At 71.8% G+C, this 25097-nt stretch carries 22 protein-coding genes, 1 pseudogene and 1 CRISPR repeat array; of the genes and pseudogenes, 18 read left to right on the top strand and 5 right to left on the bottom strand.

Going from position 1 to position 25097, the window contains the following annotated elements; all coding sequences use genetic code 11:
* Window positions 1-28 precede the first annotated feature (28 nt).
* From cas7e to ACIRJT_RS16200, 11 genes and pseudogenes are all read left to right on the top strand, one after another.
* Entirely contained in the window at window positions 29-1288 is a 1260-nt protein-coding gene (gene cas7e / locus ACIRJT_RS16250) for a type I-E CRISPR-associated protein Cas7/Cse4/CasC (protein ID WP_403909891.1), read from the top strand.
* Window positions 1285-2082, top strand: a complete 798-nt coding sequence (gene cas5e / locus ACIRJT_RS16245; protein WP_403909396.1) for a type I-E CRISPR-associated protein Cas5/CasD — start codon at window positions 1285-1287, stop codon at window positions 2080-2082. The genes cas7e and cas5e overlap by 4 nt, the downstream gene beginning before the upstream one ends.
* Window positions 2082-2816 (top strand): type I-E CRISPR-associated protein Cas6/Cse3/CasE, encoded by a 735-nt coding sequence (gene cas6e, locus ACIRJT_RS16240; RefSeq protein ID WP_403909393.1) that lies wholly within the window; start codon window positions 2082-2084, stop codon window positions 2814-2816. Before cas5e ends, cas6e begins: the two co-directional genes overlap by 1 nt.
* On the top strand, window positions 2813-3772 hold the full coding sequence (gene cas1e / locus ACIRJT_RS16235) for a type I-E CRISPR-associated endonuclease Cas1e (protein ID WP_403909390.1): 960 nt from the start codon (window positions 2813-2815) through the stop codon (window positions 3770-3772). Before cas6e ends, cas1e begins: the two co-directional genes overlap by 4 nt.
* The gene (gene cas2e / locus ACIRJT_RS16230; RefSeq protein WP_403909387.1) at window positions 3769-4134 is read left to right on the top strand and encodes a type I-E CRISPR-associated endoribonuclease Cas2e; all 366 of its coding nucleotides are present in this window, start codon (window positions 3769-3771) and stop codon (window positions 4132-4134) included. Before cas1e ends, cas2e begins: the two co-directional genes overlap by 4 nt.
* Window positions 4135-4256: 122 nt before the next feature.
* Window positions 4257-5566: a CRISPR direct-repeat array (repeat unit 29 nt; unit sequence GTCGTCCCCGCGCGTGCGGGGTTGTTCCC).
* Between the two features lie 51 nt (window positions 5567-5617).
* Window positions 5618-5831, top strand: a pseudogene (locus tag ACIRJT_RS16225) (Uma2 family endonuclease); the annotation flags it as partial.
* Window positions 5832-6190: 359 nt separating this feature from the next.
* Window positions 6191-6355, top strand: a complete 165-nt coding sequence (locus ACIRJT_RS16220) for a hypothetical protein (protein WP_003967683.1) — start codon at window positions 6191-6193, stop codon at window positions 6353-6355.
* A gap of 10 nt (window positions 6356-6365) precedes the next feature.
* Window positions 6366-6659, top strand: coding sequence for a Dabb family protein (locus ACIRJT_RS16215; RefSeq protein WP_003967684.1), 294 nt, complete (start codon window positions 6366-6368; stop codon window positions 6657-6659).
* Window positions 6660-6857: 198 nt separating this feature from the next.
* A complete protein-coding gene (locus tag ACIRJT_RS16210; protein ID WP_403909383.1) occupies window positions 6858-7736 on the top strand; it encodes an RNA polymerase sigma factor SigF in 879 nt (292 codons plus the stop codon).
* A 234-nt stretch (window positions 7737-7970) separates the two neighbouring features.
* Window positions 7971-8837: an RNA polymerase sigma factor SigF gene (locus tag ACIRJT_RS16205; RefSeq protein WP_403909380.1), complete on the top strand. Its 867-nt coding sequence runs from the start codon at window positions 7971-7973 to the stop codon at window positions 8835-8837.
* Between the two features lie 83 nt (window positions 8838-8920).
* Window positions 8921-9751 (top strand): hypothetical protein, encoded by an 831-nt coding sequence (locus ACIRJT_RS16200; protein ID WP_403909377.1) that lies wholly within the window; start codon window positions 8921-8923, stop codon window positions 9749-9751.
* 288 nt (window positions 9752-10039) lie between these two features.
* Here ACIRJT_RS16200 and ACIRJT_RS16195 read toward each other — a convergent pair whose 3' ends face one another.
* The gene (locus ACIRJT_RS16195; protein WP_003967688.1) at window positions 10040-10255 is read right to left on the bottom strand and encodes a hypothetical protein; all 216 of its coding nucleotides are present in this window, start codon (window positions 10253-10255) and stop codon (window positions 10040-10042) included.
* Between the two features lie 224 nt (window positions 10256-10479).
* On the opposite strand from ACIRJT_RS16195, the gene ACIRJT_RS16190 reads away from it, so the two are divergent.
* The 5 genes from ACIRJT_RS16190 (at window position 10480) to ACIRJT_RS16170 (ending at window position 16280) form a co-directional block, all read left to right on the top strand.
* A complete protein-coding gene (locus tag ACIRJT_RS16190; protein WP_403909888.1) occupies window positions 10480-10992 on the top strand; it encodes a MarR family winged helix-turn-helix transcriptional regulator in 513 nt (170 codons plus the stop codon).
* Between the two features lie 30 nt (window positions 10993-11022).
* Window positions 11023-13584: an MFS transporter gene (locus ACIRJT_RS16185; RefSeq protein WP_403909374.1), complete on the top strand. Its 2562-nt coding sequence runs from the start codon at window positions 11023-11025 to the stop codon at window positions 13582-13584.
* 264 nt (window positions 13585-13848) lie between these two features.
* The gene (locus ACIRJT_RS16180) at window positions 13849-14664 is read left to right on the top strand and encodes a YceI family protein (protein ID WP_403909371.1); all 816 of its coding nucleotides are present in this window, start codon (window positions 13849-13851) and stop codon (window positions 14662-14664) included.
* 55 nt (window positions 14665-14719) lie between these two features.
* Window positions 14720-15190, top strand: a complete 471-nt coding sequence (locus tag ACIRJT_RS16175; RefSeq protein WP_402020934.1) for a PPOX class F420-dependent oxidoreductase — start codon at window positions 14720-14722, stop codon at window positions 15188-15190.
* Window positions 15191-15296: 106 nt separating this feature from the next.
* Entirely contained in the window at window positions 15297-16280 is a 984-nt protein-coding gene (locus ACIRJT_RS16170) for an NAD(P)-dependent oxidoreductase (RefSeq protein WP_403909885.1), read from the top strand.
* 100 nt (window positions 16281-16380) lie between these two features.
* Here ACIRJT_RS16170 and ACIRJT_RS16165 read toward each other — a convergent pair whose 3' ends face one another.
* Window positions 16381-17217 carry a TetR/AcrR family transcriptional regulator gene (locus ACIRJT_RS16165; RefSeq protein ID WP_403909368.1) on the bottom strand — a complete coding sequence of 279 codons (837 nt, stop codon included), beginning with the start codon at window positions 17215-17217 and terminating at the stop codon, window positions 16381-16383.
* Window positions 17218-17346: 129 nt separating this feature from the next.
* Window positions 17347-18975 (bottom strand): MFS transporter, encoded by a 1629-nt coding sequence (locus tag ACIRJT_RS16160; protein WP_403909365.1) that lies wholly within the window; start codon window positions 18973-18975, stop codon window positions 17347-17349.
* Between the two features lie 292 nt (window positions 18976-19267).
* Between ACIRJT_RS16160 and ACIRJT_RS16155 the strand changes: the two genes are divergently transcribed.
* Both ACIRJT_RS16155 and ACIRJT_RS16150 read left to right on the top strand, forming a co-directional pair.
* On the top strand, window positions 19268-20155 hold the full coding sequence (locus tag ACIRJT_RS16155; protein ID WP_403909362.1) for an endonuclease/exonuclease/phosphatase family protein: 888 nt from the start codon (window positions 19268-19270) through the stop codon (window positions 20153-20155).
* Between the two features lie 237 nt (window positions 20156-20392).
* The gene (locus ACIRJT_RS16150) at window positions 20393-21556 is read left to right on the top strand and encodes a serine hydrolase domain-containing protein (RefSeq protein ID WP_403909359.1); all 1164 of its coding nucleotides are present in this window, start codon (window positions 20393-20395) and stop codon (window positions 21554-21556) included.
* Between the two features lie 23 nt (window positions 21557-21579).
* On the opposite strand, the gene ACIRJT_RS16145 is transcribed toward ACIRJT_RS16150, so the two are convergent.
* A complete protein-coding gene (locus ACIRJT_RS16145) occupies window positions 21580-23718 on the bottom strand; it encodes an ArnT family glycosyltransferase (RefSeq protein WP_403909356.1) in 2139 nt (712 codons plus the stop codon).
* Window positions 23715-25097 (bottom strand): glycosyltransferase, encoded by a 1383-nt coding sequence (locus tag ACIRJT_RS16140; protein ID WP_403909353.1) that lies wholly within the window; start codon window positions 25095-25097, stop codon window positions 23715-23717. The genes ACIRJT_RS16145 and ACIRJT_RS16140 overlap by 4 nt, the downstream gene beginning before the upstream one ends.

Raw genomic sequence — 25097 nt, 5'->3', positions numbered from 1 at the left:
CGAACAAAGGAATTGAGCACGCGTGACCCTGAACCGGACGATTCTCGACATCCACATTCTCCAGACCGTTCCGCCGAGCAATCTGAATCGCGATGACACGGGGACGCCGAAATCGGCGACGTACGGGGGCGTGCGGCGCTCCCGTGTGTCCAGCCAGGCGTGGAAGCGGGCGACCCGTACGGCGTTCGCGGAGCTGCTCGACCCGTCCGAGCTCGGCATCCGCACCAAGAAGGTCGTGGAGGTCCTCGCCGACCGGATCCTGGATCTGGACCCGTCGCTGCCGCGTGCCGCCGCGCAGAGCCTGGCGGCGGAGACCATCACCACCGCAACCGGCTCGAAGGTCGCCGTCCCCAACCGAAAGAGCAAGCAGGACCTGGAGGATCCCGCAGCCGAGTCCACCTATCTGATGTTCCTGAGCGGTCGGCAGTACGACGCCCTCGCCGCGATGACGCTCGAAGGCGGGAAGGGCGGTGACGTCAAGGCGCTCAAGGAATTCTTCAAGGACAAGGAGAACAAGGCCCGGGCCAAGCAACTCGTCCTCACCGAGCACTCGGTGGACATCGCCCTGTTCGGACGCATGGTCGCAAATTCGACCGACCTCAACGTGGACGCGGCGGCCCAGGTCGCCCACGCACTGAGCGTGCACGCGGTGGAGGTCGAATCGGACTACTACACAGCGGTCGACGACAAGAACACGAACGCTGAGACCGGTGCCGGAATGATCGGCACCGTCGACTTCAACTCCGCCACCCTTTACCGCTACGCCGCACTCGATGTGAACCGTCTCCAGGAGAACCTGGGCGCCGGACACGACGATGCCCGGCCGGTGGAACCCACTCGACGCGCTGTCACGGCCTTCCTCGAAGGCTTCATCACGTCCCTTCCCACCGGAAAGATCAACTCCTTCGGCCATCAGACCTTGCCGGCGGCGGTGATCGTGAAGGTCCGGTCCCGGCGCCCCGTCAGTTACGTGGCCGCCTTCGAGGAACCCGTGGCGGTGGGCGGGGAAGGCGGCTTCCTCGCGGGGAGCTGCGAGAAGCTGGCCGACTTCGTGCCGGATCTGGAGGCGAGCTTCGGCCTCTCCGACGGCCCGGAGGGCTGGGTCGTCCGGGTGGGCAAGGAGACGAAGCCCCTGGAGGCGCTGGGCAGGTCCGTGAGCCTGCCCGAGCTGCTGACCGCGGTGGGAGACGCTGTGGTCGCCCGGGTGGCACCGGAGGGCGCGGGGCCCGCCACCGGCGTCCCTGGTGCGAGGAGCGCCTCGGGCCTCGTGCCGGAGCCCGGGGCATGAGCGTGCTGCTGCTGCGGCTCGCGGGGCCCCTCCAGTCCTGGGGATCGGCGGCCCGCTTCACTCGCCGCACCACGGAGAACGCGCCGACCAAGAGCGGCGTCATCGGCCTCCTCGCCGCGGCTCAGGGACGTAGGCGGGATGCCGGCCTCACCGACCTCGCGGCGCTGGAGTTCGGTGTGCGTATCGACCAACCGGGCACCCGGCTGCGCGACTTCCAGACGGCGCACCACGGCGACACGCTCAAAGCGATGCCGCTGTCGGAGCGCTTCTACCTCGCCGACGCGGTGTTCGTGGCAGGCGTGCGCGGTGACCCCGGACTCGTGCGGCGGCTGTACGAGGCGCTGCTGGAGCCGGTGTTCCTGCCCTACCTGGGCCGTCGTTCCTGTCCGCCGTCGCAGCCGGTGACGATCGCGGAGCCGCTGGACGGGGAGCTGGAACAGACCCTCCGGGAAGCATCGTGGGAGGCGTCCGGCTGGTACCGAAAACAGCGTGCTGCCTCTTTTCGCCGACAAGGCCAGTCACCACCCGCCGACGTGCGCCTGGACCTCCTGCTGGACAGCCCGTCCGCCCCCGGCCGGTTGCCGGACATCACCCTGCGGGATCTCCCGGTGAGCTTTGATCCGCGCCACCGCCGGTACGGGTTGCGGGGCGTACGGACGACCGAGGCCAGCGTGCCCACAACGGCCGGGGCCCGATCGTCACGGCCGCCACACGAACCCACCGCCCTGCTCACACCCGTCACACCCGCTACGCCCGCCACGCCCGCCACGCCCGCCGCAACGAGGACCGACTGATGTACCTCACCCGATTCCGTGTGAACACCGGCCGGTCAGAGGGCCGCCGACTGCTCGGCTCACCGCACCGTCTACACGGCGCGGTGAACGCATCCTTTCCCACCCCGCCCTCCCGCGACGGTTCCGGCCCCCGCGTGCTGTGGCGTGTGGACCGCAACGGGACCTCCGAGACGGTGCTCTACATCGTCAGCCCCAGCCGCCCCGACCTGACCCACCTGGTCGAGCAGGCGGGCTGGCCCGCCTCGGACGAGCCCGGGTGGACGACGTTCGCGTACGCCGATTTCCTCACCGCGCTCCATCCGAACGACACGTGGGGATTCAGGCTCACCGCGAACCCCGTGCACAACATTCGCCACGCGTACGTGAAGGAGGGCGAGCGGACGAAGAGGGCCGCGCACCAGACCCCCCGTCACCAGATGAACTGGCTGCTGGAGCGGCAGGAGAAAGCCGGCTTCGAGGTCGTTCGCAAGCCGCCGGAACAACGCCTGCTGCCCGTGGGTGACGAGTACGAACTGATCGTCCGCGACCAGATCCCCCTCCAGTTCCGACGTACGTCGGAGACGACGCGCGGGAACAGCGATGTACAGATCACCAAGGTCACCTTCGACGGCCGCCTGCGCGTCACGGATCCGGACCTTTTCCGCCGCACGCTCACCCACGGCCTGGGCAAGGCCAAGGCGTACGGCTGCGGCTTGATGACGCTGGCCCCCGTACAGGTGAAGGGGGAAGGTTGAGCACGGTCGGCCGTAGAGGGGCCTCCACCCCTCGCGAGCTCACACGGGTCGGCGACCGGCTTTCGTTCGTCTACCTGGAACGGTGCACGGTGCACCGGGACTCCAACGCGATCACCGCCGAGGACGCGGACGGCGTCACGCACATTCCGTCAGCCACCATCGGCACGCTCCTGCTCGGCCCCGGCACCCGCGTCACCCACCAGGCGATGGCCCTCCTCGGCGACAGCGGCGCGGGCGTGGCATGGGTCGGCGAGCACGGGGTCCGGTACTACGCGGGCGGCCGGGCGCTCACCCGATCCTCGGGCCTGATCGAGGCCCAGGCCACGGCGTGGGCGAACCGGCGCACCCGGCTGGACGTGGCACGCGCCATGTACCGGCTGCGGTTTCCGGGCGAGGACACCACGGGCCGCACGCGGAACGAACTCCTCGGCAAGGAGGGCACGCGGCTGCGGGAGTGCTACAAGCGGGAGTCCCTACGTACGGGCGTTCCCTGGCGCAAGCGTGAGTACCACCGTGACGACTTCTCGGCGGGCGATGCCCCCAACCAGGCCGTCACCGCCGCCGCGCAGTGCATGTACGGCGTATCCCACTCCGTCGTCGCGGCCCTCGGCTGCTCGCCCGGGCTGGGGTTCGTCCACTCCGGCCACGAACGCTCGTTCGTCATGGACGTCGCGGACTTCTACAAGACGGACATCGCCATTCCCGCAGCCTTCGACGCGGCAGTCGAGGGCGTGGACGACATCGCGGCCCGGACCCGCCGCATGCTCCGGGACCGCATCAACCGGATGGGCCTGCTCGACCGCTGTGTCCAGGACATCAAGGACCTGCTCGGCTACGACGGCACCCGCGACACGACCCGGGCGGACGGCACGCCGTCGGACCGGGTCACGCTCCAGTCCGACGGAGACGTCATGGTCGAGGGCGGGCGCAACCACGGAGACGAGATCATCTGGTGACCGTCATCGTCCTCACCAACTGCCCGGTCGGCCTCAGGGGCTTCCTCACCCGCTGGCTGCTGGAGATCTCCCCGGGCGTCTTCCTCGGCTCTCCGTCCACCCGCATCCGCGACCTCCTGTGGGCCGAAGTCCGCGAGTACGCCGGCCAGGGCCGCGCCCTGCTCGCCTACCAGACGGACAACGAGCAGGGCTACGCCTTCGAAACCCACGACCACACCTGGCACCCGACCGACCACGAGGGCCTCACGCTGATCCACCGCCCGAGCTCCCGCGCCCCGCGGGCGGGGAGCGCGGCGGCCGATGTTCCCCGCCAGGGCTGGAGCAAGGCGTCGAAAAGGCGGCGGTTTGGGGGCGGGAGGTAGGTGCGGCTTCGAGGGCAGATGCGGGTCGGCGTGCACCACAGAACGGAAGGGCCCCTTATGCCCGAATTCAAAGAAGTGGGTAAAAACAGGCTCCTGCCCTCATAGAACACCAGGTCAGTGACGTCGTCCCCGCGCGTGCGGGGTTGTTCCCCGGGCGAGGACGCCCCTCTCCACCGCCTCCATGTCGTCCCCGCGCGTGCGGGGTTGTTCCCGCTGGGAGTCGCTGCGGCCGACGGTGGGGGCGGTCGTCCCCGCGCGTGCGGGGTTGTTCCCTTCGAGTTGTCGCCTGTCAGGGGAGTAGATCGGTCGTCCCCGCGCGTGCGGGGTTGTTCCCGCCTCGGAAAGGTCCTGGCCCGTGGTCCAGATGTCGTCCCCGCGCGTGCGGGGTTGTTCCCTCGTCGACAACCCAGTCGTCGGACCATGCCCCGTCGTCCCCGCGCGTGCGGGGTTGTTCCCATGTAGAGCGGGAGTTCCGCAGGGCGCGCGGGGTCGTCCCCGCGCGTGCGGGGTTGTTCCCTGCTGGATACGGACGCGCGCCGTGCCCGGGGTGTCGTCCCCGCGCGTGCGGGGTTGTTCCCCCGATGCGGGTGGGGACCAGTCAGAAACAGGTGTCGTCCCCGCGCGTGCGGGGTTGTTCCCGTCTGGGTCTCGGTGCAGGCGTCCAACTGGACGTCGTCCCCGCGCGTGCGGGGTTGTTCCCTCGTCAAGGTCGAGGAGGGCTTCGCCTGCCTCGTCGTCCCCGCGCGTGCGGGGTTGTTCCCTGGTCCGGGGCCCTGAACTGGCCCGATGCCGAGTCGTCCCCGCGCGTGCGGGGTTGTTCCCTTGCGGGTCTGCGTGGCGTGGACGGCCAGGGCGTCGTCCCCGCGCGTGCGGGGTTGTTCCCTGGTTGAAGAAGGTGAGCATGAGCGTCCTTGGGTCGTCCCCGCGCGTGCGGTGCTGTTCCCGGACAGGTACCGCAGGTGCAGGACGGGGTACCGTCGTCCCCGCGTATGCGGGGCTGTTCCCAGCGGATTCGGCCGCGGGTGGAGCATGCCGAGGTTGTCCCCGCGAGTGCGGGGGTGTTCCCAGATCCTCGGCCAGGTGACCGAGGATGCCGCCGGTCGTCCCCGCACATGCGGGGTTGTTCCCTTCGGCCCTCTCCAAGCGGATCGGGGGGACGTGTCGTCCCCGCACATGCGGGGTTGTTCCCTTCGGCCCTCTCCAAGCGGATCGGGGGGACGTGTCGTCCCCGCGCGTGCGGGGTTGTTCCCATTCCGACCGTGTCCGAGTTCTGGATGAGCACGTCGTCCCCGCGCGTGCGGGGCGTAGCCCTGCTTTGCAGTGTCAAAAAGGTGAGGGCCGGGTCTCCCTCGCGCGTGCGGGGCTGTTCCCCCTATGGCGAAGTACCTGAAGCCTCAGCGGCTGTCGTCCCCGCGCCGGCGGGGGCATTCCCCAACCTTGCATCACGTACTCATCCAACTGATACGTCCCGGACATCGCTGTCGCGAACGCGGAGACGGACCGGGCCGTCAAGCGACGTAGATACGCCGAGTACGGGGGCACCGTCGTACCTGCTCGTCGACCGCGTCGATCGCAGCATCACGCTTTTCTCAGAGCCGCAGAAGCTGGGGTACGCCCACGTGGAGGGTTCCTACCCGTTCGGTGCCGTCGTGCGGCTTCCGTTGCCGTTCGGCCTCGACATCGACACGAGCGGGCTCGTCCGAGCGGCGGCGTGGGCGTCGGGAAAGTCAGGTCGGGGGAAGCGGCATCGGGGGGACAAGCCGCTTCCCCCGGTGAGAACAGGGCCTGCTGGTCCTCCGCCGCGGTCAGGGGGGATCGCGCGGCGGTGACCCCACAGAGAGGCCCTGTTCCGGCCCTCCGGGTCCTGCCTGGTCCCGTTGGGCTCGGTTTCCATCCTGCCGCGCGGCAGGATCCTTGAGGTCGGGCAAAAGACCTTGATGGCGAGGTCATAAGTCCCTAAAGGCCGCATCAGTGATCAGAAACAGCCACCCGGATACGACCATCCGTGCGGATACAATCGCCCGATCGCACATGGGGTCGATGGAGGGGCAGGATTGTGGCCAAGGCAAAGACGATCATCATCTACATAGTGGTGGTCTTCGTGCTGTACACGATCATCATGTCTCCGCAGCGGGCCGCCGAGCTGGTCCAGGTAGGGTTCGAAGGCATTTCCACCGCCGCGCAGAGCGTCGGTGACTTCATGTCAGAGCTGGTGAAGTAGGAGTAGTGCGATGATCCGCCACCTGGTCCTTTTCAAGCTGAACGAGGGCGTCGAGCGGGACGACCCGCGGGTCGTCGCCGGGGACCGGGCCTTCCGGGAGCTGGAGGGGCAGGTTCCGGAGCTGGAGTTCTGGGAGTGCGCCTGGAACATCACCGACCGGCCGATCGCGTACGACTACGCCATCAACTCCGCCGTCGCCGACGAGGACGCGCTCAAGCGGTACATCGAGCACCCGGCCCACCAGGCCGCCGCCGGACAGTGGCGGGAATTCGCCACTTGGGTGATCGCCGACTATCCCTTCTGACGCTTCCCCGGCACCGGTCCGTCCCGGTTCCAGCAACCCCTCGCCTGCCAGGCGGGGGGTTTCTCCGTTCTGTTTAAACCTTTATGACCTCAACACGGCACTATGAGGTGCTTGCACACAGTGGACATGTCTTGTGATGCTATGACCGCTTTTGACGGATGAGTTGACCGTAGTTGACCGCAAAGGGGTGGCGTCACCGTGCCGGCCAGTACAGCGCCTCAAGTGCCTCCCCAGACCGTCCAGACCGTTCAGACCGCCCGGGCCGAGGACATCCAGACCGAGACCCCGGACCCCTCGGCCAGGCCCGCCAGGGCCCGCGGCGCCGACACCAGGGCGCTCACCCAGGTCCTCTTCGGCCAGCTCAAGGACCTGGAGCCGGGCACTCCTGAGCACCGCCGGGTCCGGGCCGCCCTCATCGAGGCGAACCTGCCCCTCGTGCGGTACGCCGCGGCGCGGTTCCGCAGCCGCAACGAGCCGATGGAGGATGTCGTCCAGGTCGGCACCATCGGCCTGATCAACGCCATCGACCGGTTCGACCCGGACCGCGGGGTCCAGTTCCCGACGTTCGCCATGCCCACCGTGGTCGGCGAGATCAAGCGGTACTTCCGCGACAACGTGCGCACCGTCCACGTCCCCCGCCGGCTCCACGAGCTGTGGGTCCAGGTCACCGGCGCCACCGAGGACCTGACGACCGCGCACGGCCGGTCCCCGACCACCGCCGAGATCGCCGAGCGGCTGAGGATCTCCGAGGACGAGGTACTGGCCTGCATCGAGGCCGGGCGCTCGTACCACGCGACCTCGCTGGAAGCCGCCCAGGAAGGTGACGGGCTGCCCGGGCTCCTCGACCGGCTCGGTTACGAGGACCCCGCGCTCGCGGGCGTCGAACACCGCGATCTCGTCCGGCACCTCCTCGTCCAGCTCCCCGAGCGCGAGCAGCGCATCCTCCTCCTGCGCTACTACAGCAATTTGACCCAGTCTCAGATCAGCGCGGAACTGGGCGTCTCCCAGATGCATGTGTCAAGGCTTCTGGCCAGAAGTTTCGCCCGACTGAGATCCGCAAACAGGATCGAGGCGTAGCCGGAACGGGTAGACCGTCCACAGAGCAGTTCTGACGGCATAAAAGGCCTACACCCCCTCTTTCCAGGGCGGATTCGGCGCTGACTTGTCGACATGTCACTACAGCGTGTTGCCGACATGTGACATTCTGCTCGAAGCGCGTTTGCCGCAGCCCCGCCTCCGGTATTCAGGTGGAGGCTGCGTTCCTCCGATGGTCGCGGCCACCGCGACCGTCCGCGACCTCAAGGGGGTGGCATGTCCGAAGAACAGGGCAGCTCGAAGGTGCTCACGCTCACGAAGAGCGTGCCGGCACCCGCCGTGCTCACCAGCTCGCCGGAAGCCATCGACACCCGCACGCTGTCCCGCTCCCTGTTCCTGCGGCTCGCCGCGCTCGGCCCCGCCTCGGGCCCCGGGGGAACGGACAGTCCGGAGCGGACCTATGTGCGGGACACACTGATCGAGCTGAACCTCCCGCTGGTGCGGTACGCCGCGGCGCGGTTCCGCAGCCGCAACGAACCGATGGAGGACATCGTTCAGGTCGGCACGATCGGCCTGATCAAGGCGATCGACCGGTTCGACTGCGAACGGGGCGTCGAGTTCCCGACGTTCGCGATGCCCACCGTCGTCGGCGAGATCAAGCGCTTCTTCCGCGACACCTCCTGGTCCGTGCGGGTCCCCCGCCGCCTCCAGGAGCTGCGGCTCGCCCTGACCAAGACCAGCGACGAGCTCGCGCAGAGGCTCGACCGCTCGCCGACCGTGCCGGAGCTGGCCCGCGCGCTCGGGGTCTCCGAGGAGGACGTGGTCGACGGTCTTGCCGTCGGCAACGCCTACACCGCCTCCTCGCTGGACTCCCCCTCCCCCGAGGACGACGGCGGCGAGGGCTCCCTCGCCGACCGCCTCGGGTACGAGGACGCGGCGCTGGAAGGCGTCGAGTACCGCGAGTCGCTCAAGCCGCTGCTGGCCAAGCTCGCCCCGCGCGAGCGCCAGATCATCATGCTGCGGTTCTTCGCGAACATGACGCAGTCCCAGATCGGCGAGGAGGTCGGCATCTCCCAGATGCACGTCTCCCGGCTGCTGACCCGCACGCTCGCGCAGCTCAGGGAAGGGCTCATCGCGGACTGAGGCCGGCCGGCGGAGTTCGGCCGGACTCCGCCGGTCCCTGCACCGGGGTTCAGATTTGACGGGTCGTCAGCCACACTGGCGCGATGCGACGTCAGACATTCGGCTCCACCCGCCGCCGAGGCACCGTCGTCGTCGCCTCGGCGGCCGCTCTGTGTCTGGGCGGCGGCCTCCTGGCCGCCTGCGGGAGCGGACCGGGCGACGACGGATACGTGGCCGTGGGCGCCGCCGCCGATGGCGGGGACCGGCCGTCGAGCGGCGACGGCAAGCCCTCGGGCAAGGTGACGCTGGTCCCGCTGGACGGGAACGGCGGCAGCGGTGAGCGCGGGTCCGGCGGCCGCGGGTCCGGCAGTCCCTCGTCCGCGCCCTCCTCCCCGGGTGCGAGCGGGCCCGGGCGCGCCCAGGACACTCCCGGCGGGGCGCGTACGGAGACGCCGGGCGGTCAGGGAGGCGGCTCACCCGCCGGGCCGGGCGCGAAGCCGCCGAAGCCCGCTGAGCCCTCGAAGCCGGGCAGCGGCTCCCGGCCCCCGGCCTCCGGTGGGCCCGGCACCCCTTCACCACCGGGTGAGGGTGGTCCCGGAACCCCGGAACCTCCCGCTCCCCCCGCGACCCCGGCCGCGCTGACGTTGAGCGCACCGCAGCGCGAGGCGGCGGACAAACGGTGGTGCGAGAAGGTGACGGTGGAGTTCCGCAACACCGGCGGCTCCCCGGCGCACTCGGGGACCGTCACCTTCGCCACGCACATCATCGGCGCCCTGGGCGTCGACTGGGCGACCATCACCTCCTCCCAGCCCCTGCCCGCCCCAATCGGCGCGGGCTCGGCGCGCTCGGAGACGTACACCGTCTGCGTGGAGTCCTGGCGGGTCCCGCTGGGCATGCGCGTAGAGACTCAGGACGTCTCCGCCGTGTGGAAGTGACCTGACCGGACGGCGGGACCCCGTGACGCACGAAGGCCGCCCGGGGGCGGTGGCGCGGTGGTCGGCTGTGCGGCCCCGCTTCCCGTCCTCCGTGCGGCCGGATCGTACGGTCGTACGCGTCGTGCTGTCGTGTCGTGCGGTCGCGGCCGCACCGTCCTGGAGCGCGCATGCCGTCGAGGCCGGCCGCAGGTCCTGGAGCGCGGGTGCTGATGAGGGCGCACCCTCTTGCGGCGCGCGTGCCGGCGTGGGCGCGCGCACCGTCCTGGGGCGCGGCCGTGCCGGCGCGGGTCAGCCCAGGGCGAGCCAGGCCACCGCGCCGAGGACGACGACGACCGCGATCACCGCCGCGATCACCCCGACCTTCGGCCCGGAAGAGGTCGCCGCGGGCTGCTGCCGGCGCTGCGGCTCGCCCTCGTCGACGAAGGCGCGGAACATCTGCGTGCTGCCCGCCGGGTCCGGGGTGCCCTCGGGGCCCGGCTGAGGGGCGTGGGGGTTGTGTGCCATGGGGCAGGACCCTAGCGAACTCGGGCCCACGGCCCAACCCCCGGGCCACCCGGCACCCCCTCCGACCTGCGTCGGCGCGGCCGGGCGGCGGGCTTGACCCGGACCCTACGGAGGCTTTTGCGTTCCTTTACTTCTGCAAGGCCGTTTTCGTTTGCCTGTAGCAACCAACGGCTTCTATCGTTGCCCTAAGCAACAACATAGTCGTGAGTGTGCTGGGGGTTCCCGTGGCCGCACGGAGTAGTTACGAGGAACTGGCCCGGCAGCTCAGCGCCGTCGGGGCCGTCAAGAGGGGACTGGCCCGCGCGCTGCCCCACGAGTGCCCCGCGGGCTCCGCCGCCGTGCTGACCCTCCTGGACCGGCACGGCGAGATGCGGATCAGCCGGCTCGCCGAGCTGCTGTCCGTCGACATGTCGGTGACCAGCCGTCATGTGACCCACGTGGCCGATCGCGGCTGGATCGAACGGTCTCCGGACCCGGCGGACAAGCGGTCCCGCATCCTGCGGCTGACCCCCGGCGGGCACGAGCAGCTCGACGAACTGACCCGGCGGACCACCGAGGTGTTCGCCCACAACCTCCAGGACTGGTCCGACGACGACGTCGGCCGGCTCATCGCGCTGCTGTCCCGGCTGCGCGACAGCTTCGCCTGTCGCGGATCCGGTGGCTGCGCCCCCGGACGTCACACCGGCGAGTGCAGGACCCGCCTCGGCGACGAGGCTCACACCCGTACACCTGTGTAACAGAAGCAAATTCGCACGGATAGGAACTCAATGGCTACGACCACACCCACCGGTGTGCGGGGCGGCCACGCCAAGCACGGAGGACACGGAGGCGCCACCGCCTCCGGCGCCTCCGACGGCACGCCGATGACACACCGGCAGATCATGGAGGCGCTGACCGGGCTGCTGCTCGGCATGTTCGTCGCGATCCTGTCGTCGACGGTCGTCTCCAACGCCCTGCCCGAGATCATCTCCGACCTCGGCGGCGGCCAGAGCGCCTACACCTGGGTCGTGACGGCCTCGCTGCTGGCCATGACCGCCACCACCCCGCTCTGGGGCAAGCTCTCGGACCTCTTCAGCAAGAAGCTGCTGGTCCAGATAGCCCTGATCATCTACGTCCTGGGCTCGGTCGTCGCCGGTCTGTCGACCAGCAGCGGCATGCTCATCGCCTGCCGGATCGTCCAGGGCATCGGCGTCGGCGGTCTCTCCGCCCTCGCGCAGATCGTCATGGCCGCGATGATCGCCCCGCGCGAGCGCGGACGTTACAGCGGCTACCTGGGCGCGGTCTTCGCCGTCGCCACCGTCGGCGGTCCGCTGCTCGGCGGCGTCATCACCGACACCAGCTGGATGGGCTGGCGCTGGTGCTTCTACGTGGGCGTGCCGTTCGCGATCATCGCGCTGATCGTGCTCCAGAAGACCCTGAAGCTCCCGGTCGTCAAGCGCGAGGGCGTCAAGGTCGACTGGACCGGCGCGTTCTTCATCAGCGCCGCCGTCTCCCTGCTGCTGGTCTGGGTGACCTTCGCGGGCGACAAGTACGACTGGATGTCGTGGCAGAGTGGCGTGATGGTCGCGGGCTCCGTCCTGCTCGGCCTGATCTTCGTCTTCACCGAGTCGCGGGCCGCCGAGCCGATCATCCCGCTGCGCCTCTTCCGCAACCGCACCATCACGCTGGCCTCGATCGCCTCGCTGTTCGTCGGCATCGCGATGTTCGCCGGCACCGTCTTCTTCAGCCAGTACTTCCAGCTGGCGCGCGGCAAGTCGCCGACGATGTCCGGCGTGATGACCATCCCCATGATCGCGGGGCTCTTCCTCTCCTCGACCATCTCCGGCCAGGTCATCACCAAGACCGGGCGCTGGAAGGCGTGGCTGGTCACCGGTGGCTTCCTGGTCACGGCCGGGCTCGGGATGCTCGGCACGATCCGGTACGACACCGTGTACTGGCACGTCGCGGTCTACATGTTCGTCATGGGTCTCGGCATCGGCATGATGATGCAGAACCTGGTCCTCGCCACCCAGAACCAGGTCGCTCCCGAGGACCTCGGTTCCGCGAGCTCCGTCGTCACCTTCTTCCGCTCCCTCGGCGGCGCGATCGGCGTCTCGGCGCTCGGCGCGGTCCTGGGCAACCGGGTCACCCACTACGTCAAGGACGGCATCGCCGCTCTCGGCCCGGAGGGTGCCGCGTTCGGCCACGGCGGTACCGGCGGCGGGGGCATCCCCGACCTGGACAAGCTGCCCGAGCCCCTGCGCCTGGTCATGGAGGCCGCGTACGGGCACGGCGTCGGCGACGTCTTCCTGTACGCCGCTCCGGCCGCGCTCGTCGCCTTCATCGTGACGCTCTTCATCAAGGAGGTCGCGTTGAAGAGCAGCGTGGCGAACGACGCCCCCGCCGACGCCCCCGCCGACGCCTCCGCCGACGCCTCGGCCGCCGTCGGGACGGCCGAGGTGCCCGTACCCGCCGCCGTCGGCGCGGTCACGGGTCCGGTCTCCGAGGGCGCGGCCGGGGTCACCTCGGTCGACACCGCCTCCGCCTCCGCCTCGTACGACACCGTCGACAGCGGCAGCATGCAGGGCACCCCGGTGCACGGTGTGGTGCGCGGTGCGGAGGGCGCTCCGGTCGCCCGCGCCGCCGTCACCCTGATCTCGCTGGGCGGCCGGCAGCTCGGCCGCTCCGTGGCCCGGCCCGACGGCGGTTACCGCCTGGACGCCCCCGGCTCCGGCAGCTACGTGCTGATCGCCTCCGCCGACGGCTTCCAGCCGCAGGCCTCCACCGTGGTCGTCGGTGAGGAATCGCTGGCCTTCGACATCCTGCTGTCCGGTACGAGCGGACTGGCCGGAACGGTCAAGGCCGCCGAGTCCGGCGCCCCCGTGGACGGCGCGATGGTCGTCGTGACCGACGTCCGGGGCGATGTGCTGGCCACCGGCGCGTCCGGCCCGTCCGGCGAGTTCGCCTTCGGCGAGCTGATCCCGGGCTCCGTGACCGTCGCGGTCAACGCGGCCGGCTTCCGTCCGCTGGCGCTGCCGGTGGAGATCGGCGGCCAGGGCGTCACCCGCGTCGAGGCCGCGCTGCGGTCCGGCGCGCTGGTCCGGGGCGTCGTGCGGGCCGGGTCCGCACGGGGCCCGCTGACCGACGCACGGGTCACGCTGATCGACGCGGCGGGCAACGTGGTCGCCACGGCGACGACCGGCGAGGACGGGGCGTACGCCTTCACCGACCTGGACGCGGGCGAGTACGCGGTCATCGCGACCGGCTACCCGCCGGTGGCCGGATCGCTGACCGTGAGCGGCCCGGGAGTCGACGGGCACGACATCGAGCTCGCCCACCCGGGCGAGTGATCGATCCCCGCGGTGCGGGCGCGCGCCCACACCTGTCGCGCGCGCACCTATAGGGATGCGCACGCGCACGTGAAGGGATCGCGAAGACCCCTGGTCGGACGGCACTTTCAGCGGAGAGGCTGTCACGACCGGGTGGAAATGGGCCCCGGTGGCGGGTACGGCGAGCAGGGGACGGCCTGCCGTGACCGCCCCGGGGCCCGACTCATGCGGCCCCGGGTTCCTTCGGGCCGGCCGCGGGTCATCGAGCTAGGAGAGAGATACGGGATGGGACTTCGCGCACAGGTACGGACGCGGGACGGCTGGGCGGTCCAGCACGCCGTCATCACCGTCACCGACATGACCGGCGCCCAGGTGCTGCGCGCCGCGGCCGACGAGGACGGGGCCGTCCGCACGGACGGTTCCCTGGCGGCCGGCGCGTACACGGTGATCGTCACGGCGGTCGGGTACGCCCCTTCCGCCTCCACCGCCCTCGTCACCGCGAGCGGCCGCATCGAGGGCGGCCAGATCGTGCTGGCCCGCCAGGGCGGGGTGGAACTGCCGCCGCCGGGCGTCTGGTCGCTGGACCCCGCGCACTCCTCGGTCGGCGCGGTCGCCCAGCACCTGGGGATCTCCAGCGTGCACGGCCGCTTCACCGACTTCGGCGGCCGGATCGAGATCGCCGAGGACGTCTCCCGCTCCCGGGTCGACGCGGTGATCAGGGCGGCCGGCATCGACACCGGCAACGAGATGCGGGACAAGCACCTGCGCTCGCCCGACTTCCTGGACGTGGACCGCTACCCGGAGATCGCCTACCGCTCCACCGCGCTGGACCCGGCGGGACCCGACCGCTGGACCGTGCACGGCGAACTGACCATGCACGGCGTCTCGCGCCCCGTCGACCTCGACCTCAGCTACCTCGGCACCGGGCCCGACCCGTGGGGCGGGGTCCGCGCGGCCTTCCACGCCACCGCCGAACTGCGCCGCGCCGACTTCGCGATGAACTACAACCAGGTCGTCCAGGCGGGCATCTCCGCGATCGGCACGACCCTGCGCGTGGAGCTGGACATCCAGGCCGTACAGGGCGAGGCGGTGCCCGGCTAGACCTCGGCGGGGCGCTTCCCCGGCCCTGGCCCGGGCCGGTCGTAGGGTGGTGGGCATGGCACCGAACATCGCGACCAACACCGCCGTGGAGCTCGACGAGTTGCTGGCGTTCGTACGCCCCCGGCACCGGGCGGTCCTGCTCACCACCCGGGCCGACGGCCGCCCCCAGGGCTCCCCGCTGACCTGCGGCGTGGACGACGAGGGGCGGATCGTCATGTCGACGTACCCCGAGCGCGCCAAGACCCGCAACGCGCGGCGCGACGAGCGGGTCAGCGTGATCGTGCTGTCGGACGAGTGGGACGGGCCGTGGGTGCAGGTCGACGGTTCGGCGGAGGTCATCGACGCCCCGGACTCGGTCGAGCCGCTCGTCGCGTACTTCCGGAACATCTCGGGCGAGCATCCGGACTGGGACGAGTACCGGGCGGCGATGGTGAAGCAGGGCAAGTCGATCATCCGGGTCACCCCGGAGCGCTGGGGCCCCGTCGCCACCGGCGGCTTCCCCGCCCACCTGGCCCCGGGGAGCTGACCGCGCGGTGACCGGAGAAGCCGCAGGGGACCCGGCGAACGGGAACGCCGAGCCCGCTCCGCCGGTATCCGTCCCGGGGCAGCCCCACTCGCTCCTCGGGTGCGGGATTCCCGTCCCGGCCCCGCTGCCCGCGCCCGATGCCCTCGCACGCGCCCGGCTGCTGGTCGCGCCCTCGCTCGACGGCGGCCTGGTACGGGAGCTGGAGCGGATCACCGGGCGGGACGCGGAGGCCCTGGAGGACGTCCCGCCACCGTCCGACGCACCCCTTCTGTGCGTGGGAGAGACACTGCCCGACGCGCTCCGGACGAACCGGCTGCTCTGGTTCCACAGCGTGAACGCGGGCACGGACCCGCTGTTCGCCGGAGGTCCCTGGCCCGGCTCGGCACTCCTGACCCGGACCGTGGGGCGGATGGGCGAGCGGATCGCCCAGTACGTCCTGGCCTGGATGCTCGCCGAGTGCCAGTCCGTACCGGAGTTCACCGCCCTGCACGCCCGCGCGCACTGGGAGCGCCTCCCCTCGGAGCTCGTCGCCGGGCAGACAGCCCTGATCTACGGGACCGGCCGCATCGGCGCGGCTGTCGGGCGGCTGCTGGGGGCCTGCGGGGTACGCACCGTGGGCGTCGCCCGCACGACACGCTTCGGGCCCGCGCCGGGCACCGTCCGGGTGGTCCCCGGCTTCGACCGCGTGATCGGGGCCGCCGAGGACGACGACCCGCTGGGTGAGGCCCGTTGGGTGGTCTCCACGCTGCCGCTGACCGGGGCCACCGAGGGCTTCTTCGATGCCGCCCGGTTCGCGGCGGTGCGCGGGGCGACGTTCATCAACGTGGGGCGGGGCGCGACCGTGGACATGGCGGCGCTGGAGACCGCGCTGCGGGACGGCCGACTGCGGCGGGCGGTGCTGGACGTGCTGCCGGAGGAACCGGCCGCGCCCGGCGACCCGGTGTGGGAGCTGCCCCGTACGGTCATCACCTCGCACTCCTCGGGGATCACCACCGACGAGGACGTCGCCGGCGACTTCACCGCCTGCTGGGAGGCCGTGGCGGCGGGCCGCCGGCCCGAGCTGACAGTGCACGTGGGCCGCGGCTACTGAGCGTCCCTCCAAGGGCCCACGCCGGCACCGAGCGTCCCTCGGAAAGGGGCTGGAGAGGCGGAGGGGCCGGAGCGGGTGAGGCGGAGGTGCCGGAGCGGGGCTACTGGGCCGCTGACCCGCTCCGGTCGCGCACCGCCTCGATGCCCGCGATCAGCAGGTCCAGCGCGAACACGAAGTCCCGTTCGCGCATCTCCTCGACCGTGTCCCCGCCCCGGGCCGCCATCAGGCCGTCGGAGTAGTCGACGATCTTCCGCAGGTGCGGCTGCGCCCTGATCGTGCCCATCGCCTGCTGGTGGTACTCGTCCTGGGTGATCCCGGCCGCGTCGCACCGCGCCTTGAAGTGGCCCTCGACGGTGCCGAATCCGTACACGAACTGGAAGACCGCCGAGAGCGCGCCGGTCTGCCGTTCCAGGGGCAGCCCGGTGGCCCGGACGATGTCCTGGACGGCGTACGAGAACAGCATGGAGTTCGGGCCGATGTTGAGGAAGGTCCCGGCCAGCGGGGAGATCCAGATGTGGCGGACGAGGAGTTCGCGGTAGCTGCGGGCCAGCTCCCGCAGCCGGTCCCGCCAGTCGGCGGCCTCCCGGGGCGGGGCGATCTCGGCGTAGACCGAGTCGAGCGCCAGCTCCAGGAGGTCGTCCTTGGTGTCCACGTACCAGTAGAGGGACATCGCGGTGACGTCCAGCTCGGCGGCGAGCCGGCGCATCGAGAACCTGGCGAGGCCGTCGGCGTCCAGCAGCCGCACCGACGCCTCGGTGATCCGGTTGCGGTCCAGGCCCGCCGGGGACTCGGACCTGCGGGAGCGCGAGGGGGTCCGCCGGTCCAGCCACACGCTGGTCCGCGCGGGGTTGTTCACGCGGTCGCCCCCGGACGCGGACTCCGGCTCGGGCACGGACTCCGGCTCGGGCACGGACTCGCGGTCGGACTCGGACACCATGGCGCACTCTCCTCGTCTTGCGCGGACCGCTCCGCCGTTCGATCCTGCCGGAAGGGCGCGACAGAGCCGTCCTGCCGGAAGGACGGCGTACCGGACGCTGACGGTCCGGTACGCGCGCCCTGTCCGATGCTATGCCGCCGGTCCCGGCGAGTCCGCCCGGTCCCCGGCCTTCGCGGCCCCGGCCACTGGTGCCGCGGTGTCCCCGGCCACCGGTGTCGTCTCCGCGCCCCCGGCCGCCGGCGCCGCGGTAGCCCCGGCCGCCGGCGCCCCCGCCCGCTCGGCCCGCCGCAGCAGCAGCGCGGCGAGCAGTCCGCCCGCCAGCACCGCGACCGCACCGGCCAGTTGGCTGACCTCCAGGCCCGAGGCGAAGGCGTCCTTGATCTGCTCCCGGGCGGCGGGCCCGTCGGCGGCGGCCAGGGCCGCCGGCAGCGAGGCGGCGCCGACGGCGGCCGGCACGAGAGCAGCGAAGCGGGCGTTCAGCACCGCGCCGAGCACCGCGACCCCCAGTCCGTTGCCGAACTCCGCGAGCATGCCGTTGACGCCCGCGCCCACCCCGGCCTTCTCCGGCGGGATCGCGCTCATGATGGCGTTGGCCATCGCGGGCATCGCCAGGGCGATCCCCACGCCCATCACGACCAGGCCGAACAGCATCCCGCCGTACCCGCCGCCCCCGCCGAGCACCGCGATGGCGGCGAGACCGGCGGCCAGGCAGCTCATCCCCGCGGCGATGACGGTGGGCGTCCCCAGCTTCCCGACCAGGCGCGCGCCCAGGCCGGTGAGGTTGAGAGCGACCACGGTGAGCGCCATCGGAGCCGTACGCAGACCCGCCTCCAACGGCCCGTACCCGAGGACGAACTGAAGGTGCTGGGTGAGCAGGAAGAGCGAGCCGGTCATCCCGAAGGCGACCAGGATGGCCCCCGCCACCGCGCCGACGAACTTCTGGTTCCGGAAGAAGTGCATGTCGAGCATCGGGTACGGGATGTGCAGCTCCCACAGCACGAATCCGGCCAGTACCGCGACCCCCACGAACGCCGTCAGCAGCACCTGGCCGGACGCCCAGCCGTGCTCGGGTCCGGAGATGATCGCGAAGACGACGGCGGTCATGCCGATCGTGGAGAGCAGCGCCCCCAGCAGGTCGGGGCGCTCCCCCTGGCCGTTCTTCGACTCCGGTACGAGCCGGGCGACGGCGACCAGGCCGATCAGGGCGACCGGGATGTTGATCAGGAAGATCGCGCCCCACCAGAAGTGGTCGAGGACGAACCCGCCGAACAGCGGCCCCGCCGCGAAGCCGAGGGAGGCGACGGTCGACCAGATCCCGATCGCCTTGACCCGCTCGGTGTCGTCGAAGATCTGGACCACGACGGCGAGCGTGGTGGTGAGCAGCAGCGCGCCGCCGACGCCCATGCCCGCACGGGCAGCGATGAGTTGGCCCGAGGACTGGGAGAGCCCGGCCACGAGCGAGCCGACGCCGAACAGGGCGAGGCCCACGATCAGCATCTTCTTGCGCCCGTAGCGGTCGGCGGAGCTGCCCGCGGTCAGCAGCAGACCCGCCTGGACGAGCGAGTAGGCGTTGATCATCCACTGCACGTCGGAGGTGGAGGCGTCCAGCTCCGACGTGAGGGAGGGGATCGCGACGTTCAGGACGGTGTTGTCGAGCAGCACCGTGAGCTGGGCCAGGCAGATGACGCCGAGGATCAGCCAGCGCTGGGGATGCCCCTGGGGGGCGAGGTCTGTTCGCTGTGCGGCGGGCGCCGTCATGCGGGCTCCGTAGGGGTGTTGGGCGGCCCGGGAGGGCCGGATGTGACGTGTGCGGGTTCCGGGTCCGGTGCGGTGGCAGCTCGCTCCGGAGCGGTCGTACGGCACGCGAAGCTCGGCACTGTACGGCGTATGGCGTATCGCTGACGTACACCGTAAGGCAGTCCCTGTACAACGTACAAGTCGATTTCCGCGCCATGGATCGGCCGCGCCGGTGGGGCGGCACGGCGGCCGAGCGGTACGGTTCTCGACGCTGACCTGACAAAGTGCGCGATTTTCGGCCGGTTGGAGAGCCATGTCGCTGCGTCGCCGTACCTCTCGTGTCCCTCAACTCCTCTTCGCGGTAACCCTCTTGGGCGCGCTCATCGCGCCGCCCGCCGCCGCCGTCACCACGACCCGCCCGCCCGTCGGCGGTGACGTGCCGCTGCGGGTCGCCACGTACAACATCCACGCCGGGGCGGGCGTGGACGGTGTCTTCGACCTGGAACGCCAGACGGCCGAACTCCGCGCGCTCGACGCGGATGTGATCGGCCTTCAGGAGGTCGACCGGCACTGGGGCGACCGCAGCGGGTGGCGGGACCTCGCCGGCGAGCTGGCGCGGCGGCTGCGGATGCACGTCTCCTTCGCGCCGATCTACAGCCTGGACCCGGCCCGACCGGGCGGCCCCCGGGCGGAGTACGGGGTGGCGGTACTGTCGCGGCACCGCGTCCTGAGCGCCGAGAACCACGAGATCACCCGCCTCTCCACCCAGGACCCGAACCCGGCCCCCGCTCCCGCCCCGGGGTTCGGCGAGGTCGTCGTACGGGTGCGGGGGCTGCCGGTGCACGTGTACGTGACCCACCTCGACTACCGCCCGGACCCCGCCGTCCGCGTCGCCCAGGTCGCCGACACCCGGCGGATCATGGCCGAGGACCGGGGCCCCCGGATCCTGCTCGGCGACCTCAACGCGGAGCCCGCCGCCCCCGAACTGGCACCGCTGTGGCGAGAGTTGACGGACGCCGACCCGGGCACGCCCACCTTCCCGGCGCAGGACCCGGTCAAGCGGATCGACTTCGTGGCGGTGTCGAAGGGCGGGCCGGGCACCGGGATCACGGTGCGGAAGGCGTGGGTGCCGGAGAGCGTCGCCTCCGACCACCGGCCGGTGGTCGCGGACCTGCTGGTACGGGGAGGAAGGGGCCGATGAGCCACCGACGGGGGTCGGTCGGATGAGCCCGGACGGGGCCGGGACCGGAGCGGGGCCGATGAGTCCCGGGAGGGCCGGGAGTCATCAATTCCGGCCCGAATGCCTCCTTTTACGGCCGGCGCGCGTCCTCCTGTCCGAGGGCCGCGCCCGGTCCACCACCCGCGGTCGCGCACCGCGGGGCGCCTCCCGGGGCGCAGGCCTCCGACAGCACACGCGGTACCGGACGAAGGACGACCCATGACCACCACCCCCCTGCACGAACTGCTGGACGCCCACATCGCCGAGGGGTCGATGCCGGGCGCGGTGGCCCTGGTCGCCCGGGACGGGAGGACCGAGGTGGCCTCGGCCGGTACGGCCGTCCTCGCCGGGTCCGCGCCGATGCGGCGGGACTCGCTCTTCCGTATCGCCTCGATCACCAAGCCGATCGTGGCGGCGGCCGCCATGACACTCGTCGAGGACGGCCTGATCGCCCCCGCCGACCCGGTCGCCGCCTGGCTGCCCGAACTGGCCGCGCCCCTCGTCGTACGGACCCCGCGGAGCCCGGTCGACGACGTGGTGTCGGCTCTCCGCCCGATCACCCTGCTGGACCTGCTGACCTTGCGGGCCGGATACGGCTTCCCGTCCGACTTCTCGCTCCCGGCCGTCGCCCCGCTGTTCGCCGAGCTGAAACAGGGGCCGCCGCAGCCGCAGGCCGTCCTCGCGCCGGACGCCTGGATGGCCGCCCTGTCCCGTATCCCGTTGCTGCACCAGCCGGGCGACGGCTGGCTCTACAACACGTGCTCCGACATCCTCGGCGTCCTCATCGCCCGGGTCGCCGACCGCCCGCTGCCCGCGTATCTGGCGGAGCGGCTGTTCGAGCCCCTCGGCATGACGGACACCGGGTTCGCCGTGGAGCCCGCCGCGCTCGACCGGCTCACGGGCTATTACCGGGCCGGGGCGGACAGCGGCAGTGACCCGGTCCTGATCGACGCGCCGGACGGGCAGTGGAGCAGCCCGCCCCCCTTCCCGTCCGGCGCGGGCGGCCTGGTCTCGACCGTCGACGACTGGGCCGCCTTCGGCCGGATGCTGCTCGCCGGGGGCCTGGACGACGAGGGCCACCGGGTGCTGGCCGCCGAGTCGGTCCGCCAGATGGTCACCGACCACCTCACCCCCGACCAGCGCGCCGCGAGCGAGCTGTTCACGGAGGGGCAGGGCTGGGGGTTCGGCGCCGCGGTGGACGTCGAGGTCGCGGCCCCCTGGAACGTGCTGGGCCGCTACGGCTGGGTCGGCGGCACCGGCACCACCGCCCACGTCATCCCGTCCACGGGCACGGTCGCCGTCCTGCTCACCCAGATGGAGATGGCCGGACCCGCCGCGCCTCGGGTGATGCGGGACTTCTGGACGTACGCGGCCGGGTTCTGATCCCGACCGCGTACGCCCGGTCCTCAACCCGTCGAGCGTGTCAGGTCGTAGAACGTGGTGCTGCCGACCGTGACCTCGGTGAAGTTCTCCGTCACCCAGGCGGAGATCTGCGACGAGGTGCCGGAGCTGCCGCCCCTACCGGCTCCGCCTTCCACCCCGCCTCCTGGCCCGTCTCCTGGCCCGCCTCCCGTTCCTCCGCCCGTTCCTCCGCCCGGGACGAAGTAGTGGATCTTCCCCTCCGCGACGTACTTCTTGAACTGTGCGAGCGTCGGTGACGGGTCGCTCCCGTTGAAGCCGCCGACCGCCATCACCGGTTTTCCGGTGGCGAGTTGGTAGCCGGCCGCGTTCTGCGCGCCGACGGCGGCGGCGACCCAGGTGTAGTCGTCCGCGCCCTTCTCCAGCAGCGCCTTCGCCTCGGCGTCGACGGACGCGCCGTTGAGCAGTCCGCCCATGCCGCCACCGCCACCGCCCCTCGCGCCCTCGCCGGAGCGGGGGTCCGTGCCGGTGCCGGCACCCGTGCCCGTACCGCCGGATGCGGTTCCTCCGGGTGCCGTTCCTCCGGGTGCGGCACCTCCGGGCAACGTGGGCATGCCGCCGCGCTGCCCGCCGCCAGGTCCACCACCGGGTCCGCCACCGGGTCCGCCCCGACCGCCACCGCCCCCGGGTCCGCCCAGGCCGAAGCCGGCCGAAGGACCGGCGGTCACGATCGAGCCCTGGTGGCCGCTGTTCAGGGTGGAGACGGTGTACGCCGCCGGCCCCGCCAGCGACGCCGCGCAGCTCAGCCCCACCACGGCGGCCGCCAGGCCCCGTCCGCCGAACCGGCCCACGGCCGGCAGCCCGAGCGCACCGATCAGCCCGGCCGCCAGGACCGCCCACCGCAGCCACGGCAGGTAGTCGGGGGTGCGGCCCAGCAGGACGTACGCCCAGACCACCGTCGCGACGACCGTGCCCGTGAGCACCGCACGTGGCCACCACGCGCCCCGCTCCTCCCACAGCACCGTGACACCCATGGCGACGAGCGCCGCGACGTACGGGGCGAGGGCCACCGTGTAGTACTGGTGGAAGATCCCGGCCATGAAGCTGAACACCGCCGCGGTCATGATCAGCGCACCGCCCCAGGCGACGAACGCGGCCCGCGCGGAGTCGGTCCTGGCCGACCGTCGGGTCAGCCAGAGGCCTGCCGCCAGCAGGATCAGCGCGGCGGGGAGCAGCCAGGCGATCTGGCCGCCGACCTCGGAGTTGAACATCCGGCCGATGCCGGTCTCACCCCAGCCACCGCCGGCGCCTCCGCCCCCACGACCGCCACCGCCACCGACGCTCCCGGTCTCCTCGCCGTTGATCCGGCCGAGCCCGTTGTAGCCGAAGGTCAGCTCCAGGAAGGAGTTGTTCTGCGAGCCGCCGACGTACGGGCGTGAGGAAGCCGGCATCAGCTCGACGATCGCGACCCACCAGCCGCCGGCGAGGACCATCGTCAGCGCGGACAGGGCGAGTTGACCGAGCCGCTTCGGCACGGGAACGGGCGCGCACACCGCGTACAGCACGGCCAGCGGCGGCAGGATCAGGAACGCCTGGAGGGTCTTCGTCAGGAACGCGAGACCGACCGCCGCGCCCGCCCACAGCAGCCACGCGGTCCGGCCCTGCTCCAGGGCCCGCAGCACGCACCAGACGGTGACGGTCATCAGCAGGGCGAGCAGCGCGTCCGGGTTGTTGAAGCGGAACATCAGCGCCGCCACCGGCGTCAGCGCGAACACGCCCACCGCGATCAGCCCGGCGACCGGCCCGAAGCGACGGCGTACGGCGGTGTTCAGGACGGCCGCCGTGGCGAGCGCCATCAGGACCTGGGGGGCCAGGATCGCCCAGGAGTCGAGCCCGAACAGCCGCACCGACAGGGCCATCGGCCAGAGCGCGGCGGGCGGCTTGTCGACGGTGATGGCGCCTGCGGAGTCCAGCGAGCCGAAGAAGAGGGCCTGCCAGCTCTGGCTGCCCGCCTGGACGGCGGCGGAGTAGAAGGAGTTGGCGTACCCGGAGGCGCTGAGGTTCCAGAAGTAGGCGAGCCCGACCGCGAGCAGCAGCCCGTACAGCGCGGGGCGCGCCCAGCGGGGGCCCTCCCTTCCGGTCGGCGGCGCGGCGACAGGGATCGCGGGGGCGGCGGTCGTGGTCATCGGGCATCCTCGGCTTCGTCGCGGACCGGGAGGGCGGCCGCCGCGGGCAACCGCGCCTCCACGTCGTCCCGTTCGGTGGCGCGGCGCTCCGGGAAGACCCAGGCGCGCAGGAGCAGGAAACGCAGCACGGTGGCCGCGAGGTTGGCGGTGATCAGCACGGCCAGTTCCGTGCCGTGCGCGGGCGATCCGGTCGCCGCCCCCAGCGCGGCGAGCGAGCCGCTGGTCAGCGCGAGGCCGATGGCGAAGACCACGAGTCCCTGCGCCTGGTGGCGGAAGGCCCCGTCCCGGCCGCGTACACCGAAGGTGAGGCGGCGGTTGGCGGCGGTGTTGGCGACGGCGGAGACGAGCAGCGCGCCGCCGTTGGCGAACTGCGGGCCGACGCCGAGCCGGAAGAGGGAGTAGAGCGCGAGGTAGAACAACGTCGACAGCGCGCCCACGAAGCAGAACCCGACGAGCCGGCTGGCCGGTCCGCGCTCCACTCCGGTCAGCGCCCGGTCGCGCGGGTCGTCCCCGAAGGGCCGGGCCAGCCGGTCCAGCGGCAGCGCGCCGACGGCCAGCGCCCTCCCCACCCGCCACACCCCTTTCAGGTCATCGGTGGCCGTCCGCACGATGCGGACCGTCGAGTCGGGGTCGTCGATCCAGTCGACGGGCACCTCGTGGATGCGCAGCCCGGCCCGCTCGGCGAGGACCAGCAGCTCGGTGTCGAAGAACCAGCCGCTGTCCTCCACCATCGGCAGCAGCCGCTCGGCGACCTCGCGCCGGATCGCCTTGAACCCGCACTGGGCGTCGCTGAACCCGGCGGCCAGCGAGGAGCGCAGGATCAGGTTGTAGGCACGCGAGACGAACTCCCGCTTCGGCCCCCGTACCACCCGCGAACTCCTCGACAGCCGGGAGCCGATGGCCAGGTCGGAGTGGCCGGAGATCAGCGGGGCGACCAGCGGGAGGAGGGCGTTGAGGTCGGTGGAGAGGTCGACGTCCATATAGGCGAGGACCGGTGCGTCGGACTGCGCCCAGACCGTACGCAGCGCCCGCCCGCGGCCCTTCTCCGCCAGCCGCACGTACCGCACCCCGGGCAGCTCCGCGGCGAGCGCGGCGGCGACGGCGGGGGTGGAGTCGGTGCTGGCGTTGTCGGCGACGGTGATGCGGAAGGGGTACGGGAAGGTCCGCGCGAGGTGGCCGTTCAGGCGCACGACGCAGGGGCGGAGGTCCTTCTCCTCGTTGTGCACGGGGACGACGACGTCGAGCACGGTGACGTCGGCGGCGGTGGTCGAGCCGCGGGCCGGGAGGTGCTCCCTGTCCGGCAGTCGGGCGCTGTGCCCGCCGCCCCCGCTGCTGCGGCCGGTCGTGCCGGGGCCGCTCCGGAGGCTGTCGGTGGTCAT

Origin of the sequence: Streptomyces sp. NPDC102283, assembly GCF_044766265.1 — a bacterium.
Taxonomy (GTDB): Bacteria; Actinomycetota; Actinomycetes; order Streptomycetales; family Streptomycetaceae; genus Streptomyces.
This window is presented reverse-complemented; position numbering and strand designations above follow the sequence as displayed.